Source organism: Stenotrophomonas sp. X, from assembly GCF_055721025.1.
The window spans coordinates 1,064,312-1,077,011 of record NZ_CM146756.1 but is presented as its reverse complement, the minus strand read 5'-3'; the positions used below and the strand labels follow the sequence as shown (position 1 = coordinate 1,077,011).

14 protein-coding genes are annotated in these 12,700 nt (G+C 68.3%); 9 read left to right on the top strand and 5 right to left on the bottom strand.

Going from position 1 to position 12,700, the window contains the following annotated elements; genetic code table 11:
• Window positions 1-2 precede the first annotated feature (2 nt).
• Both ACZ75I_RS04955 and ACZ75I_RS04950 read right to left on the bottom strand, forming a co-directional pair.
• Window positions 3-1,088, bottom strand: coding sequence for a L,D-transpeptidase (locus ACZ75I_RS04955; RefSeq protein WP_180869107.1), 1,086 nt, complete (start codon window positions 1,086-1,088; stop codon window positions 3-5).
• Between the two features lie 352 nt (window positions 1,089-1,440).
• Window positions 1,441-1,767 carry a ComEA family DNA-binding protein gene (locus ACZ75I_RS04950; RefSeq protein ID WP_032953992.1) on the bottom strand — a complete coding sequence of 109 codons (327 nt, stop codon included), beginning with the start codon at window positions 1,765-1,767 and terminating at the stop codon, window positions 1,441-1,443.
• A gap of 199 nt (window positions 1,768-1,966) precedes the next feature.
• On the opposite strand from ACZ75I_RS04950, the gene ACZ75I_RS04945 reads away from it, so the two are divergent.
• The 4 genes from ACZ75I_RS04945 to murU all read left to right on the top strand — a co-directional run bounded on the left by ACZ75I_RS04945 (window position 1,967) and on the right by murU (window position 5,596).
• Window positions 1,967-3,460 carry a M20 family metallopeptidase gene (locus ACZ75I_RS04945; protein WP_061479235.1) on the top strand — a complete coding sequence of 498 codons (1,494 nt, stop codon included), beginning with the start codon at window positions 1,967-1,969 and terminating at the stop codon, window positions 3,458-3,460.
• Between the two features lie 69 nt (window positions 3,461-3,529).
• Window positions 3,530-3,799: a GlsB/YeaQ/YmgE family stress response membrane protein gene (locus tag ACZ75I_RS04940; RefSeq protein WP_061479236.1), complete on the top strand. Its 270-nt coding sequence runs from the start codon at window positions 3,530-3,532 to the stop codon at window positions 3,797-3,799.
• A gap of 64 nt (window positions 3,800-3,863) precedes the next feature.
• Window positions 3,864-4,889, top strand: coding sequence for an aminoglycoside phosphotransferase family protein (locus tag ACZ75I_RS04935; protein ID WP_472958769.1), 1,026 nt, complete (start codon window positions 3,864-3,866; stop codon window positions 4,887-4,889).
• Window positions 4,886-5,596, top strand: coding sequence for an N-acetylmuramate alpha-1-phosphate uridylyltransferase MurU (gene murU, locus ACZ75I_RS04930; RefSeq protein ID WP_472958768.1), 711 nt, complete (start codon window positions 4,886-4,888; stop codon window positions 5,594-5,596). Before ACZ75I_RS04935 ends, murU begins: the two co-directional genes overlap by 4 nt.
• A gap of 579 nt (window positions 5,597-6,175) precedes the next feature.
• On the opposite strand, the gene hda is transcribed toward murU, so the two are convergent.
• Genes hda through ACZ75I_RS04915 form a run of 3 tightly spaced genes read right to left on the bottom strand, consistent with a single transcriptional unit; the run spans window position 6,176 to window position 9,188 of the window.
• Window positions 6,176-6,883, bottom strand: a complete 708-nt coding sequence (hda, locus tag ACZ75I_RS04925; protein WP_053500213.1) for a DnaA regulatory inactivator Hda — start codon at window positions 6,881-6,883, stop codon at window positions 6,176-6,178.
• Window positions 6,883-8,052 (bottom strand): AI-2E family transporter, encoded by a 1,170-nt coding sequence (locus ACZ75I_RS04920; protein ID WP_005415573.1) that lies wholly within the window; start codon window positions 8,050-8,052, stop codon window positions 6,883-6,885. The genes hda and ACZ75I_RS04920 overlap by 1 nt, the downstream gene beginning before the upstream one ends.
• A complete protein-coding gene (locus ACZ75I_RS04915; protein ID WP_061480734.1) occupies window positions 8,049-9,188 on the bottom strand; it encodes a DUF2066 domain-containing protein in 1,140 nt (379 codons plus the stop codon). The genes ACZ75I_RS04920 and ACZ75I_RS04915 overlap by 4 nt, the downstream gene beginning before the upstream one ends.
• 99 nt (window positions 9,189-9,287) lie before the next feature.
• On the opposite strand from ACZ75I_RS04915, the gene purM reads away from it, so the two are divergent.
• The 5 genes from purM to purN are packed head-to-tail and all read left to right on the top strand — an operon-like array spanning window position 9,288 to window position 12,632.
• Window positions 9,288-10,346 (top strand): phosphoribosylformylglycinamidine cyclo-ligase, encoded by a 1,059-nt coding sequence (purM, locus tag ACZ75I_RS04910; protein ID WP_061480735.1) that lies wholly within the window; start codon window positions 9,288-9,290, stop codon window positions 10,344-10,346.
• 21 nt (window positions 10,347-10,367) lie between these two features.
• Window positions 10,368-10,856 carry a hypothetical protein gene (locus ACZ75I_RS04905; protein ID WP_061480736.1) on the top strand — a complete coding sequence of 163 codons (489 nt, stop codon included), beginning with the start codon at window positions 10,368-10,370 and terminating at the stop codon, window positions 10,854-10,856.
• Window positions 10,853-11,275 (top strand): hypothetical protein, encoded by a 423-nt coding sequence (locus tag ACZ75I_RS04900; protein ID WP_111190420.1) that lies wholly within the window; start codon window positions 10,853-10,855, stop codon window positions 11,273-11,275. Before ACZ75I_RS04905 ends, ACZ75I_RS04900 begins: the two co-directional genes overlap by 4 nt.
• Before the next feature lie 38 nt (window positions 11,276-11,313).
• The gene (locus ACZ75I_RS04895; protein WP_235647438.1) at window positions 11,314-11,973 is read left to right on the top strand and encodes a DUF2238 domain-containing protein; all 660 of its coding nucleotides are present in this window, start codon (window positions 11,314-11,316) and stop codon (window positions 11,971-11,973) included.
• Window positions 11,973-12,632 carry a phosphoribosylglycinamide formyltransferase gene (gene purN, locus ACZ75I_RS04890; RefSeq protein ID WP_472958767.1) on the top strand — a complete coding sequence of 220 codons (660 nt, stop codon included), beginning with the start codon at window positions 11,973-11,975 and terminating at the stop codon, window positions 12,630-12,632. Before ACZ75I_RS04895 ends, purN begins: the two co-directional genes overlap by 1 nt.
• Window positions 12,633-12,700 lie beyond the last annotated feature (68 nt).

Genomic DNA, 12,700 nt, shown 5'->3' with positions numbered 1-12,700 from the left:
ACTCAGTTGCCCTTGAGGGTGGACCCTGGCGGCTCGGATTCCAAGACCGGCTGCATTCCGGATTCAGCCAGGCTTGGGCGGACCGCCGGCAGCGAGGTCACCAGCAGGGTCGTGCCTGGCACCAGCACCCGGTACAGCTGGCGGGCGAACTCGGCCGGCAGCGCCATCGGCAGCGAGGGCGTGGCCAGCAGGTCCGGCGTGGCCTGGGCGCGGTCCTGGCCCAGCAACGGGTAGGCCGTCCACTGGTGCAGGCGCTGGTTCGCGTCCAGCGGGCTGGGCGTATCGCTGTAACCCTGCCCCATCACGAACAGGGTGGTGCCCTGGAAGGCCGGCAGCGCGTCGGCCTTCAGCGGCGACTCGCCGATCATCACGCCATCGCGCAGCACGTACAGGCGCTGGTCGTGCAGGCTGACCAGGATGCCGACCTGCCCGGCCGGCGCCGCGCTGTCGTTCCACCAGGCCTGTGCCGACGCCCCACCCTCCGTCTCCGGCAGGGCCTGGCCGCGTGCATTGACCGGCGCCAGCACTGACGGATAGGCCAGGGTCATCGGCGAGCTCTTGGCATCGGCCACCACGACGGTATCGCCACGCTGGGTTTCGCTGAACAGCTTCTGCGCGAAGGCCTGCGGCAGGCGCACGCAGCCGTGCGAGGCCGGATGCCCGGGCAGGCTGCCGCCATGCAGGGCGATGCCATCCCAGGTCAGCCGCTGCATGTAAGGCATCGGCGCGCTGTTGTAGAGGTTGGACCTGTGGTCCTTGTCCTTCTGCAGGATGGTGAACACGCCGGTCGGTGTCTCGTGCCCGGCCTTGCCCGAGCTGATCGTGGTCAGGCCGATGGCAATACCGTTGCGGTAGACGTAGGCACGCTGCTCATCGAGGCTGACCACCAGCACGATCGGGCCGGTCGGCGAGATTTCCGGATGCCACAGGTATTCGCCCGGCTTCAGGTCGGTCGGCCCGCGTACCTCGGCGGTGCCGGCGGTGGCGGCTGCGGGCTTGGCAGCCGGTGTCGTCGCAGCGGCATGGGCCAGCAGCGGCAGGGCCAGTGCAAGGGCGAGCATCAGGGTCGTGGGGCGGTGCGGAAGCATCCAGCGCGGGTCCTTTCCATGCAGAGCGGCCACCGTACACCATCGGCCCGTGGTGGCCGCGGCAAAACCAGGCGCCGGAAATGAAACTGCCCGGCGACACAGCCATGTGTCGTACCGGGCAATCGTTACGTCCTTGTCGGCCTGCTGCCGCCCCCTCGCATCCTGCGCTGTGGGGGTAGCGTTGCATCCTGCACGCGGCCGCGTCTGTCCTGTTTGTATCTCAGCCCCTTCCACAGGTCTGTGATGCCACCATCCTGGTGATTGGTGCCGCGTCCTGCGGCGGTCGGTGGTCACGGCCTTCCTGTCCGCGACCGGTGAACCAGCCTCCTGCCGGTTCCGACGATTCCTGCTGTCAGCGCCTGGGTACGGTCCGCACCGGTACCGATCCGGGTACCGGATCCGCCGGCAACAACCTGTTGCCTACGGTGATCCGCTGTCGATTCCGTTCGACGATCGCTTTCCCTATCCCCTTCACCTGCGCCAGGTCCTCGACGCGATGAAACGGGCCGTGTCTGCGCCGGTGCTCGACGATCGCCTCGGCCTTGGCGGCCCCGACCATCGTCAATCCCTGCTGCAGCGCCTGGGCATCGGCGCGGTTGATGTCGATCGGTTCGGCGGCATGCGCCCCAGCGATCCCCACTACCAGCACCAGTGCCCTCAACACGACACTCCAAGGCACGACGTGTATCTCCCTGTGATTCTGGCCGCCCCGACCGGCAATCCCGTCGGCAGGAACAGTGTCCGTCACCACATGTGCACAGCCTATCGGTTTCCCGGATTTCCGTAAGCCAGCCAAATACCCGACGTGATGTAGGAAAAACCCTACCCGTGGCACAGGCGTAGAATGGCCGGATCAGCCCATGCAACCGGAGTTTCAGATGGACAGCGCCAAGCTCGGCCAATTCGTCAATGACAAGTGGGACAGCGAAATCGTCCCGCAGTTGGTCGACTACATCCGCATTCCCAACAAGTCGCCGATGTTCGACGCCAATTGGGTGCAGAACGGCTATATGGAACAGGCGGTCACCCTGATGGAGAACTGGGCCAGGGCCCAGCAGCTGCCCGGCCTGAAGGTTGAAGTGGTGCGCCTGGAAGGCCGTACGCCGCTGATCTTCCTGGAAATTCCCGCGACCGGCGCCGAAACCGGCGACGACACCATCCTGCTCTACGGCCATCTGGACAAGCAGCCGGAAATGACTGGCTGGGATGACGATCTCGGCCCGTGGACGCCGGTCCTTCGCGGCGACAAGCTGTATGGCCGCGGCGGTGCGGACGACGGCTACGCCATCTTCGGCTCGCTGGCCGCCGTGCTGGCGCTGCAGGCCCAGGGCCTGCCGCACGCCCGCTGCGTGGTGCTGATCGAGGCCTGCGAAGAGTCCGGCAGCTACGACCTGCCGGCCTACGTCGACCACCTGGCCGAGCGCATCGGCAAGCCCTCGCTGGTGGTCTGCCTGGATTCGGGCTGCGCCAACTACGACCAGCTGTGGTGCACCACCTCGCTGCGCGGCCTGACCGGCGGCAACTTCACTGTGAAGGTGCTCAACGAAGGCGTGCACTCCGGCGATGCCTCCGGCGTGGTGCCGTCCAGCTTCCGCCTGCTGCGCCAGCTGCTGTCGCGCATCGAGGACCAGGACACCGGCCGTATCCTGATCGACGGCATGAACGTGGAAATCCCGGCCGAACGCCTGGAACAGGCCAGGCGCGCGGCCGAAGTGGTGGATACCGAGATCTTCGAGAAGTTCCCCATGGTCGACGGCCTGCGTCCGATGAACGAGGACCTGACCGAGCTGGTGCTCAACCGCACCTGGCGCCCGGCGCTGTCGGTCACCGGCGTGGGCGGCATGCCGCCGCTGGAATCGGCCGGCAACGTGCTGCGCCCGCAGACCTCGGTGAAGCTGTCGCTGCGCCTGCCGCCGACCGCCGATGGCAAGACCTGCGGCGAGCTGCTGAAGGAAGCGCTGCTGCGCGACCCGCCGAACGGCGCGCAGGTCACCCTGGACCTGGAAAAAGCCTCCACCGGCTGGAACGCCCCGGCCATGGCGCCGTGGCTGACCCAGGCCATCGACGATGCCAGCCAGGCCTTCTTCGGCAAGCCGGCGATGTACATGGGCGAAGGCGGCTCGATCCCGTTCATGGGCATGCTCGGTGAGAAGTTCCCGGGTGCGCAGTTCATGATCACCGGCGTGCTCGGCCCGCACTCCAATGCGCACGGCCCGAATGAGTTCCTGCACATCCCGATGGGCAAGAAGGTCACCGCCTGCGTGTCCAAGGTGATCAGCGAGCACTACGCCGCCAGCCTGCGTGGCGAGACCAGCGGTTCGCCGGTGGCTGCCGACAGCGGCACCCGCCACGGCGACCACGGCTGCTGCTGATCCGGCACCGGTGACGGACGCAGCCTGGCCTTGCTAGGCTGCGTCCACACTCAAGCGGAATCCGCGCGCATGAATGGTCTGTTCGGCAGCAGCAGCTGGTTGTACATCCTGCTGGTCGGCTTCTTGGTCGGCCTGCTCGGGCGTTTCTTCATGCCCGGCAACAACCGCATGGGCTGCCTGCTGACCATCGTGCTGGGCATTCTCGGTGCCCTGCTGGCCGGCTGGTTCGGCCAGTACATGGGCTGGTACGCCCCCGGTGAGCCGGCCGGCTTCCTCGGTGCGGTAGTGGGTGCGGTGGCCGTACTGGCCGTGCTGCGCCTGTTCAGCGGCCGTCGCTGACCCCGTCCCTCCTTCCCTTCCTGTTCCCGACGTTGGCGCGCCCGGCGCGCCCGGATATGCCTGCATGACCGAACCCGCCTCCGATCCCCAGCGCAGCGCGCAGCGCCTGCAGTGGGCCCGTACCCAGCTCGATGATGCCAACGCGGTGGTCGAACGCGCCTCGGTCGATGCCGGCATGCGCAGCTACTGGCGCACCACCAGCACGCGCGGCAGCCACATCGTGATGGACGCCCCGCCGGGGCTGGAAGATCCGCGGCCGTGGCTGCGCATGCGCGGCCTGCTGCACGACAACGGTCTGCGCGTGCCCATGCTGCTCGCGCAGGACCTGGATGCCGGCTTCCTGCTGCTGGAAGATCTCGGCGGCCCGACCCTGGCCAGGATCCTCGACGAGCGCAATGCTGACGAATGGTTCGGCCGCTCGATCGAACAGCTGCTGCGCCTGCAGGCGATTCCGGTACCGGCCGACTTCGGCCAGTTCGGCGAAGCGCTGCTGCAGCGCGATGCCGGCCTGTTCGACGAATGGTTCCTGCAGCGTCACCTGAACCTGGAACTGGACTGCGGTGAGCTCGAGGTGCTACAGCTGGTGCATCGCCGGTTGATGGACAACGCGCTGGGCCAGGCCCAGCTGATGACCCACCGCGATTACATGCCGCGCAACCTGATGCCGGTCGACGACGGCCCCGCGGTGCTGGATTTCCAGGACCTGGTGCGTGGCCCGATCGCCTACGACGCGGTGAGCCTGTTCAAGGACGCGTTCCTGAGCTGGCCGCTGCAGCGCGTTGACGAGTGGCTGGCGCAGTACCACGAACGCGCGCGCGACGCCGGCCTGCCGGTGCCCGACCGCGCCACCTTCCTACGCGATGCCGACTGGATGGGCATCCAGCGCCACGTGAAGATCCTCGGCCTGTTCTGCCGCTTGCGCTACCGCGACAACAAGGGCCATTACCTGGACGACGCACCGCGCTTCATCGGCTATCTGGATGAAGTGCTGCCACGCTATCGCGAGCTGGCGCCTCTGCAGCAGCTGCTGGAAAACCGCATCAAGCCGGCGCTGGCCGAACTGGGCGCACCGATGCGCGTGGCCCGATGAAGGCGCTGGTCTTTGCCGCCGGGCTCGGCGAGCGCATGCGCCCGCTGACCCTGCACACACCCAAGCCGCTGCTGGAAGTGGCCGGCAAGCCACTGATCGTCTGGCACCTGGAGCGCCTGGCGGCGCTCGGCGTACGCGAGGTAGTGGTCAACACCGCGTGGCTGGCCGAGCAGTTCCCAACGACGCTGGGTGATGGCAGCCAGTGGGGCCTGCGCCTGCATTTCCTTTACGAAGGGCAGAGCCCGCTGGAAACCGGCGGCGGCATCCTCAATGCACTGCCGGTGCTGGGCGATGCCCCGTTCCTGGTGGTGAACGGCGATATCTGGACCGATTTCGATTTCGCCACGCTGCCGCGCGAGCCGCAGGGCCAGGCACATCTGGTGCTGGTCGACAATCCGGTTCAGCACCCGAACGGTGACTATCGGCTGGATGCACAGGGCCTGCTGCACCACGACCGCGCAGGGCCATGCCTGACCTATGCCGGCATCGGCGTGTACCGCCCCTCGATCGTGGCCGACTGGCGCGCGGTGATCGGCGATGCGCCGGGCAGCGAGCGGCTGCCGCCGAGGTTCTCGGTGGTGCCGCTGCAGAAGCATTTCATGGCGCAGGGGTTGATGACGGGGCAGCACCATCGGGGGCGTTGGACCGATGTCGGGACCGTGGATCGCCTGCGCGCGCTGGATGTGGAGCTGGCGGCGAACGGCTGAGCCCCTCGTGGCTGGACGCGTAGAGTCGACTGTTAGTCGACTGTCATTGTGAGCTGGCCGGGCGGGGTGGGCTGCACAGGGGACGCTGCAAGTCCCCCTCCGGGGCCCGGCCCAGCCGCTGGCGGCTGTGCGTTCGGGCGCTTGCGAAGCAGTGCTTCGCAAGCAAAGCGCCCTCACCCCTGTAAGCTCGATGGCGCCATCCATGGTGCAACGCCGCTGCATGGCCCACCCGCCCGGCCTCTGACAGTTTCCGTGGGCGTCCAGCCACGGAAAAGAAAAAAGAAAAGCAAAAGCGGGTCGCTTCGCTGCGCTTGCTCTGGTGTCGACCAAGGTCGACACCCACCAACAGCCGTCAGCAGTGCAGTACGCAGTCCCGGCAGATCGCGGGAACCTGTCGAAGGCGGGGTGGGTCCGGTTGCGGGGGCGTGAGCCGCATGGATGCGGCGACCGAGCTTACATGGACGTACTTGCAGCGTCCCCCGCAACCGGACCCACCCCACCATCCCACGGATAGCCAGCTTTTGACGTTGACGTTGCTTCTGCGGGTGCAGGGCGCAGCCCTGCCAACAAACCCCACCCTCAGTAACGAGGCCGGCCTTCTTCCAGCACCTGGCGCAGGAACGGCACGGTGATCCGCCGCTTCGCCGCCAGCGATTCGCGGTCCAGCCAGTCCAGCAGGGTGATCAATCCACCCAGCTCACGGCCGGTGTGCGACAGCAGCCATTCGATGGCCGCTTCGTCGATGGCCAGGCCGCGTCGCAGTGCACGCTCGCGCAGCACCGCAGCACGACCTTCCTCATCCAGCGGCTGCAGCAGCACGCGCACGCACTGGCCCAGCCGCGAACGCAGGTCCGGCAGCACCAGGCCCAGCTCGCCCGGCGCCTTCTGCGCCGTGTACAGCACGGTTACACCTGCAGCGCGCGCGCGGTTGTGGAAATCAAACAGCGCGATCTCGTCCTCGCGATTGCCGGCAACCTCGTCCAGCCCGTCCAGCGCCACCAGTTCGCGTGCGTCCAGCCCATCCAGCGCTGCACGAACGCGGCCGGCGGCGCTGGCCAGTGGCACGTACGTCGGCAGGCGCCCGGCCTGCTCGGCGCTGGAGCACATCGCCAGCGCCTGGTGGGTCTTGCCGGTGCCCGCCGCACCTTCCAGGTAGACCCAGTCGTGGCTGGCGCCAACCGCGATCGCGCGCAGCTGCGCCAGCGCGCCATCCGGCGCGCCGATGAAGGTCTCCAGGCGCTGGTCCCGCGGGTAATGCAGGGCCAGCGGCAGTTGCGGCACACCCATCACTTCAGGTCGGGGCCCTTGTCGTTCGGAACGATGATATGGGGGGCGTCCACTACGCCATCAAGCACGATCGCCGGCTTCTCGCCCACGTACAGCTCGCTCTGTCGGTAGCGCTGATGCGCATAGCGCAGCAGAACATTGGTCACCGCCGCCACCGGCAGCGCCAGCAGCATGCCGAGGAAGCCGAACAGCTGGCCGCCGGCCATCACCGCAAAGATCACTGCCACCGGGTGCAGGCCGATCTTGTCGCCGACGATACGCGGGGTCAGCACGTAGCTTTCCAGCAGCTGGCCCACGGTGAACACCACGCCCACCAGGATCAGCAGCTTCAGGTCGAAGCCCTGCGCCTGCACCAGTGCCGCGATCACCGCCATCAGCACGCCAGTGGTCGCGCCCAGGTACGGTATGAAGCTGATCAGGCCGGCAATCAGGCCGATCAGCAAGCCCAGCTTGAGGCCGACCAGCGACAGGCCGCCGGCATAGATCACGCCCAATGCCAGCATCACCAGGAACTGTCCGCGGATGAACGCGCCCAGCACCTCGTTGGACTCGCGCGCCAACGCGCTGATGGTGCCGATCTGGTTGCGCGGAATGACCGACGCCACCCGCTCGACCAGCTTGTCCCAGTCGCGCAGGAAATAGAACGCCAGGATCGGCAGCAGCAGGATGTTGACCACCCAGGTCACCATCGCAAAGCCCGAACGCGAGACGTAGCCCATGAATGTGGTGGCGAAGCCGCCGGCCTGCTGCCAGTGGCTGCGCACCCATTCGATCAGGCGGTCCGGATCCAGCCACTGCATCACTTCCAGGCCGGTCTTCTGCTCGAACCAGGGGATCCCCTTCTCCATCAGCCACGCCTGTGCCTGCGGCGCGACCGCGATCAGGGTGGTGATCTGGCGCTCGATCATCGGCACCAGCACCAGCAGCAGCGCCACGATCACCAGCACCATCGCCGCGAACACCAGCACCACGCCGGTCATGCGCGAACGGCCGGTGGCCTCGATGCGGTCCACCAGCGGGTCGCCCAGCCACGCCAGCGCCAGCGCCAGCACGAACGGGGTCAGGATCGGTGCCAGCAGCCACACCACCCAGCCGACCAGGCCGGCGAACAGGATGTACTTCAGGCGGCGCAGGAACTGCGCGATTTCGGCTTCCGGGGTCAGGGTCATCGCAAACGGTACTCGTTGCTGACCGGCGCGGCCACCGGGGCACCGGTGGTGTCATCGATCGGGGTCGGCAGGGCCGGCAGCGTCGCGCTGGGCACCAGCACGCCGTTGTCGCCCAGCATGCGGTTGAAGCCGGCCAGGCCGGTGGTCATCTCCAGGCTCAGCTCCAGCTGGCCGGCCGAAGCGTGCAGCGGGGTGACGTTGCGCACCACCGGCACCTCGCGCAGCCCGGCGGCAAGGCGCAGGTAGTCGTCGGCACTGTTGATGCCGGTGACCACCACGCGGTAGGTCCCGGCCTGGCCGACGGCGGCACCCGCCTTGGCATAGCGCCTGACCAGCGCGTCGGCGGCGCCGTCGGCACCGGCGGCCATCGCGCGCATGGCGTTGGCGTCCTTGCTGGTCCACTTGTTCAGCTCACGGCCGTTGTCGACGAACACCCAGTCCGCCTGCCAGCCGCCGTTGGCGCGGTAGAGCTTGCCGATCAGCTGCATCGGCGGCGAGTAGCGCGACGAGGCGCGGGCCACGGCGGCACTGTCCTGGCGCCAGATGGCACCGGCCAGCGCCTGTTCGGCGGCACCGCCGCTGGGCAGGCCCAGCTTGTAACCCCGCTCGATGGCGCGGTTCAGCAGCGGGCGGGCGGCGTTGGCCTGCTGCACGCTGACCAGGCGCGGGCCACTGCCGTCGTCGACGGCCAACCACACCACCGGCTTCGGCCGCGGCTGCGGCCACAGCGGCAGGCCCAGCGCCGAGACCAGCGAGTCGACGTCATCCTCGCGGAAGCGGGCCACCAGCAGGGTCCTGAAGCTCGGCGCGCCGCTGGCGCCCACGCTCTGGTCCTGCTTGTAGTCGTAGCTGGCCACGTAGTCCTTGGCGTTGCGCAGCGCCTGCACCACGCCGGGGCGGGACATCACGTTGCGGTCGCCCGACAGTTTGCCCAGCACCACGCTCAGGGCACGGGCCAGGGCGCCGTTGCGATCGGCTTCGGCCTGGCTGTTGACGGGCACTTCGGCCTCGTACGCACCCGAGGCGGTGGCAACATCTCCCTCGGTGCGCAGGCCGCTCTGGGCCATCGTGGCCACCGGCAGGCTCAGTGCAAGGAGCAGGGTCAGAATCAGGCTGCGGCGCATCAGGACATCCATTGGCTCGACGAATCCGGGGGAATTGTTGCCCGAATACGGCCTTTGCGCCAATGCGGCCTGTTAAAATCGCTCGTTCAACCCCTGCCAGCGCCGACGCCCGTGACCAACACCCCGTCTTCCGCCCCCTCCCCCCTCACCTACCGTGACGCGGGTGTCGACATCGACGCCGGCAACGCGCTGGTCGAGCGGATCAAGCCCCTGGTCAAGCGCAGCTTCCGCCCGGAAGTGATGGGCGGCCTGGGCGGCTTCGGCGCCCTGTTCGACCTGTCCAACAAATACCGCGAGCCGGTGCTGGTGTCGGGTACCGACGGCGTGGGCACCAAGCTGAAGCTGGCCCACCAGCTGAACCGCCACGATACGATCGGCATCGACCTGGTCGCGATGTGCGTGAACGACGTGCTGGTGCAGGGCGCCGAGCCGCTGTTCTTCCTGGACTACTTCGCCACCGGCAAGCTGGACATCGACACCGCCGCAGCGGTGGTGGGCGGCATCGCCAACGGCTGCACCGAGGCCGGCTGCGCGCTGATCGGCGGTGAAACCGCTGAAATGCCCGACATGTACGCCCCGGGCGAGTACGACCTGGCCGGCTTCACGGTGGCTGCGGTCGAGAAGAGCGAGCTGAAGGACGGCGCCAGCGTGGCCGCCGGCGATGTGCTGATCGGCATCGCCTCGTCCGGCCCGCATTCCAATGGCTACTCGCTGGTGCGCCGCATCTACGACCGCGCCGGCCGCCCGGCCGACCTGGAACTGGAAGGTGGCGTGAAGCTGGTTGATGCGCTGATGGCACCGACCCGCCTGTACGTGAAGCCGATCCTGTCGCTGCTGAAGTCGCACGGCGACGCCATCCACGGCATGGCCCACATCACCGGTGGCGGCCTGACCGAGAACATCATCCGCGTGGTGCCCGACGGCCTCGGCCTGGACATCCAGGCCTCGTCCTGGACCCTGCCGCCGGTATTCCAGTGGCTGCAGAAGGAAGGCGCGGTGGCCGACAGCGAGATGTGGCGCACCTTCAACTGCGGCATCGGCTTCGTGCTGATCGTCGCGCCGGACCAGGTGGCTGCGGTGTCCGAGGCGGTCAAGGCGCAGGGCCTGGAGCACTGGACCATCGGCCAGGTGGTCACCGCCGAAGGCGCCGAACGCGTCCGCATCGGCTGAACCCGACCCCGAGGAGCCCGCATGGACGCAACGCCCCCCCTGGCACCCACCCCGGTACCACCGCCGTTGGCGGCCGTGCCGGTCTTCAGCAGGCAGGACGCTGACCACCTGCGCGCGCTGTCCATCGCGCACTACGTGTTCGGTGGCCTGATCGCGCTGCTCTCGCTGTTTTTCATTCTGTACATCGTGCTCGGCATCAGTGCGCTGAGCGGCCATCTGCCGATGAACTCCGGGGGCCAGCCCTCGTCGCCGGCCGAACAGCGCCTGTTCGGCTGGGTGTTCACGGTGCTGGGGACCGTGTTCGTCGCCGGTGGCCTGGGCATGGCCGCATTCGTCATCCAGGCCGGACGCTGCCTGGCCCAGCGTCGTCGCCACCTGCTGTGCCTGATCGTGGCCGGCCTGCTCTGCCTGTGCGCGCCGCTGGGCACCGTTCTGGGAGTATTCACCCTGGTTACGCTGCTGCGCCCGCAGGTCAAGGCCGCCTTCGATGCAAGTGGTGCAACGACATGACGACACCCGGCGCACCACCGCCGCTGCCGCAGCAGACCCTGGCGCAGCTGCAGCTGGCCAGCCATCTGCAGACGCTGAAGGTGCTGTTCTACGCGCTGGCGGTTTTCCACTGGATGGCCGCGCTGGCGTTCCTCGGTTTCATCGGCCTGGTCGCCAGCTCGCGCGGGCTGGGCGATGGCGCGGTACTGGCCACGGTCTACGGGGTCATTTCGCTGTTGGCGGCCGCGCTTGGCGTCGTGCAGCTGCACACCGCGCGCCTGCTGTCGCGCCGCACCGGGCTGGCCTGGTGCCAGCGCGCGGCCTGGCTGGCGGTACTGGCTGGCCCGCTGGGCATGGCCCTGACCGCCTATGCCTGGGTGTTCCTGTCCAAGCCTGACATGGCCGCACTGTTCGACCGCGGCGACCATCTCAGCGTCTGAGCTTGCCGGCAGACGCCCCCTTCCCTGATCGACTCCCCATGTCCGCGCCTGCCCTCCCGACGACCGCCTCGCCTGCCGCTTCCCGTTTCACGGGCCCCAAGAAGCTGGCCTTCGCCGCCGTGCTGGCGGTATTCGCGATCAGCTGGCTCCACCCGCTGTGGCCCATCGAGCAGGCCCTGCACAGCACCCTGACCGTGATCGGGCTGGCCGCACTGCTATGGGCCGACCGCCGGGGTGGCTGGCTGGGCAATGGCGCCTTCATCGCGATCTGTGGCTTCATTGCACTGCACTGCGTGGCTGCGCGCTGGCTGTACTCGAACGTGCCCTACGACGCCTGGGCGCAGGCGCTGACCGGCTGGTCGCCGAATGCGGCGTTTGGCTGGCAGCGTAATCATTTCGACCGGCTTATCCACTTCCTGTTCGGCGTCTGCTTCACGCCTGCGCTGCTGCAGCTGGCACGCCATGCCTGGCCTGCGCTGCGCCGCGGCCAGGCTTTTACCCTGGCGGTGATGGCAGTGATGTGCGCCAGCCTGGTCTACGAGTGGTTCGAGTGGGCCATCGCACTGGCCCTTTCGCCCGACGCCGCCGAGGCCTACAACGGGCAGCAGGGCGACATGTGGGACGCGCATGCCGACATGCTGCTGGCGACCGTGGGCAGCCTGCTGAGCTGGCCGTTGATCCGCCGGAGTGCCCCGTAATGACCGCGCCCACCCGCGTCGCCGTGCTCGCCTCTGGGCGCGGCAGCAATCTGCAGGCCATCCTCGATGCCATCGCAGCGGGCCGCCTGCCCGCCGAGGTGGTCGGCGTGTTCTCCGACCGCCCAGCCGCCGCCGCGCTGCAACGGGTCGGTGCACGCCTGCGCTGGGCACATGCGCCGAAGGAATTCGACGACCGCGCCGCCTACGAGCAGGCCCTGGGCGATGCACTGGCCGCGGTCGCGCCGGACTGGATCGTCTGCGCCGGCTACATGCGCATCCTCGGCGCCGCCTTCGTGCAGCGCTTCAATGGCCGCCTGGTCAACATCCACCCCTCCCTGCTGCCACTGCACAAAGGGCTGGATACGCATGCGCGGGCGCTGCACGCCGGCGATGCCGAGCACGGGGCCAGCGTGCATCTGGTCGTTCCCGAACTGGATGCCGGCGCCGTGCTGGCCCAGGCGCGGGTGCCGGTGATGCCCGGCGATGACGCCGACAGCCTGGCCGCGCGCGTGCTGGAGGTGGAGCACCCCCTGCTGATCGCCACCCTCCAGCTGCTGTGCGCCGGCCGCCTGACTGAACGGGAGGGGCAGCCGCACCTGGACGGTCACCCCCTGTTTAGCCCACTGGCCCTAGATTCCGCCGGGAACCTGAACCGGTAACGCCCGCGCACACGCCCCGCTGACTGCGGGGCTGGCATCCTGCCCCCCTCCTGCAGCTCCTGTCCTCC

What these genes read in the sequence shown, in the direction of transcription:
- ACZ75I_RS04915 (WP_061480734.1), bottom strand. Translation starts at nt 9,188, where the DNA reads ATGGATGTCCTGATGCGCCGCAGCCTGATTCTGACCCTGCTCCTTGCA.
- ACZ75I_RS04900 (WP_111190420.1), top strand. Translation starts at nt 10,853, where the DNA reads ATGACGACACCCGGCGCACCACCGCCGCTGCCGCAGCAGACCCTGGCG.
- ACZ75I_RS04940 (WP_061479236.1), top strand. Translation starts at nt 3,530, where the DNA reads ATGAATGGTCTGTTCGGCAGCAGCAGCTGGTTGTACATCCTGCTGGTC.
- ACZ75I_RS04905 (WP_061480736.1), top strand. Translation starts at nt 10,368, where the DNA reads ATGGACGCAACGCCCCCCCTGGCACCCACCCCGGTACCACCGCCGTTG.
- hda (WP_053500213.1), bottom strand. Translation starts at nt 6,883, where the DNA reads ATGGGTGTGCCGCAACTGCCGCTGGCCCTGCATTACCCGCGGGACCAG.
- ACZ75I_RS04955 (WP_180869107.1), bottom strand. Translation starts at nt 1,088, where the DNA reads ATGCTTCCGCACCGCCCCACGACCCTGATGCTCGCCCTTGCACTGGCC.
- ACZ75I_RS04920 (WP_005415573.1), bottom strand. Translation starts at nt 8,052, where the DNA reads ATGACCCTGACCCCGGAAGCCGAAATCGCGCAGTTCCTGCGCCGCCTG.
- ACZ75I_RS04945 (WP_061479235.1), top strand. Translation starts at nt 1,967, where the DNA reads ATGGACAGCGCCAAGCTCGGCCAATTCGTCAATGACAAGTGGGACAGC.
- murU (WP_472958768.1), top strand. Translation starts at nt 4,886, where the DNA reads ATGAAGGCGCTGGTCTTTGCCGCCGGGCTCGGCGAGCGCATGCGCCCG.
- purN (WP_472958767.1), top strand. Translation starts at nt 11,973, where the DNA reads ATGACCGCGCCCACCCGCGTCGCCGTGCTCGCCTCTGGGCGCGGCAGC.
- ACZ75I_RS04935 (WP_472958769.1), top strand. Translation starts at nt 3,864, where the DNA reads ATGACCGAACCCGCCTCCGATCCCCAGCGCAGCGCGCAGCGCCTGCAG.
- ACZ75I_RS04895 (WP_235647438.1), top strand. Translation starts at nt 11,314, where the DNA reads ATGTCCGCGCCTGCCCTCCCGACGACCGCCTCGCCTGCCGCTTCCCGT.